Source organism: Streptomyces niveiscabiei, from assembly GCF_001419795.1.
Taxonomy (GTDB): Bacteria; Actinomycetota; Actinomycetes; order Streptomycetales; family Streptomycetaceae; genus Streptomyces; species Streptomyces niveiscabiei.
In genome coordinates, this window is sequence record NZ_LIRL01001323.1 from 1 (window position 1) to 1,467 (window position 1,467).

The 1,467-nt window shown below is 72.4% G+C and carries 2 protein-coding genes; both read left to right on the forward strand.

From position 1 onward, the window contains the following. Positions 1 to 41 precede the first annotated feature (41 nt). Positions 42 to 806 carry an acyltransferase gene (locus AOK24_RS43625; protein WP_055725367.1) on the forward strand — a complete coding sequence of 255 codons (765 nt, stop codon included), beginning with the start codon at positions 42 to 44 and terminating at the stop codon, positions 804 to 806. 45 nt (positions 807 to 851) lie between these two features. Continuing rightward, positions 852 to 1,424 carry a helix-turn-helix domain-containing protein gene (locus AOK24_RS43630; RefSeq protein ID WP_055725366.1) on the forward strand — a complete coding sequence of 191 codons (573 nt, stop codon included), beginning with the start codon at positions 852 to 854 and terminating at the stop codon, positions 1,422 to 1,424. Positions 1,425 to 1,467: the final 43 nt, after the last annotated feature.

Below are 1,467 nucleotides of genomic sequence, written 5' to 3' on the forward strand. Positions count from 1 at the left end.
ATCACAGGGCGGGGGCGTGCGCGGGCGACTACGGTGGGCGCGTGCCGAAGCCCAAGAACACGTTCTCGTCCTGGCGGCGCCGTCTCGCCCAGCGCGCCGTGCACGCCGGATGGGAGTGGGTGCGCAGCACGGGCGCGGTCACCGCCGAGCGCCCCGGACGGCTGCGGTTCGGCGCCATCGGCGAGCACACCCGCCTCGCGTTCCCGCTCGGCACGGTCTTCGGCGAGCCCTGGATCCACCTCGGCTCCCACTGCATCGTCGCCGAACAGGTCACGCTGACGGCCGGTCTCATGCCCGACCTCGACCTCGGCCCCGACCCGATCCTGCGCATCGGCGACGGCGTCGTCCTCGGCCGGGGCAGCCACGTCATCGCGGACACGACGGTGACGATCGGCAGCGACTGCTACGTCGGGCCGTACGTGTACGTCACGTCCACGAACCATTCGTACGACGATCCCCACGAGCCGATAGGCAAGCAGTGGCCCCGTATGGAGCCCGTCGAGATCGGCCCCGGCTGCTGGATCGGCACCGGCGCGGTGATCCTCCCGGGCGCGCGGATCGGCCGGAACGTGGTCGTCGCCGCCGGCGCCGTGGTCCGGGGCGAGGTCCCCGACCACGCGGTCGTCGCGGGCGCGCCCGCGCGGGTCGTACGCCGCTGGACCTCCGCCGAGGGCTGGCAGCCGCCGCTGCGTACGCCCCCGCCCGTGCCGATCCCCGAGGGCGTCACCTCCGAGGAACTCGTCGCGCTCTCCGGTCTTGACGAGGAGGCCGTGGCGGGGCTGGCGCGGCTCGAACCGGAGCGCTGAGTAGACTCGGCGCTTCCCAAGTACCGGCCCTGAAGTGGATGGATCGTGGCGGACCTCGAACTGCTGACCCAGTACCTGGCACGCAACGTCAAGCACTGGCGGGCCGTACGCGGCTTCACCCTCGACGTCCTCGCCGCGCGGGCCGGGGTGAGCCGGGGGATGCTCATCCAGATCGAGCAGGCCCGCACCAACCCGAGCATCGGCACGGTCGTGAAGATCGGCGACGCGCTGGGCGTCAGCATCACGACCCTCCTCGACTACGAGCGGGGCGCGAAGGTCCGCATCGTCCCCGGCGAGGACGCGGTACGCCTGTGGCACACCGACGCGGGCAGCTACAGCCGCCTCCTCGCGGGCACGGAGGCGCCCGGGCCCGTCGAGCTGTGGGAGTGGAAGCTCATGCCGGGCGAGAGCAGCACGTCCGAGCCGCATCCCGCCGGGACCGTCGAACTCCTCCACGTCACCTCCGGCGAGCTGACCCTCACGGTCGACGACACGGAGTACCGCGTACCGACGGGCGCGAGCGCGACGTTCGACGCGAACAACCCTCATACGTACGGCAATCAGGGTGCCGTACCGGCCGTCCTGGTCCTCGCGGTCTCGGTCCCGCCGGTGTCCTGAGGGTTGCTGGGAGGGGTGGCGGGCGTGTTCCTGGGAGGGGGCG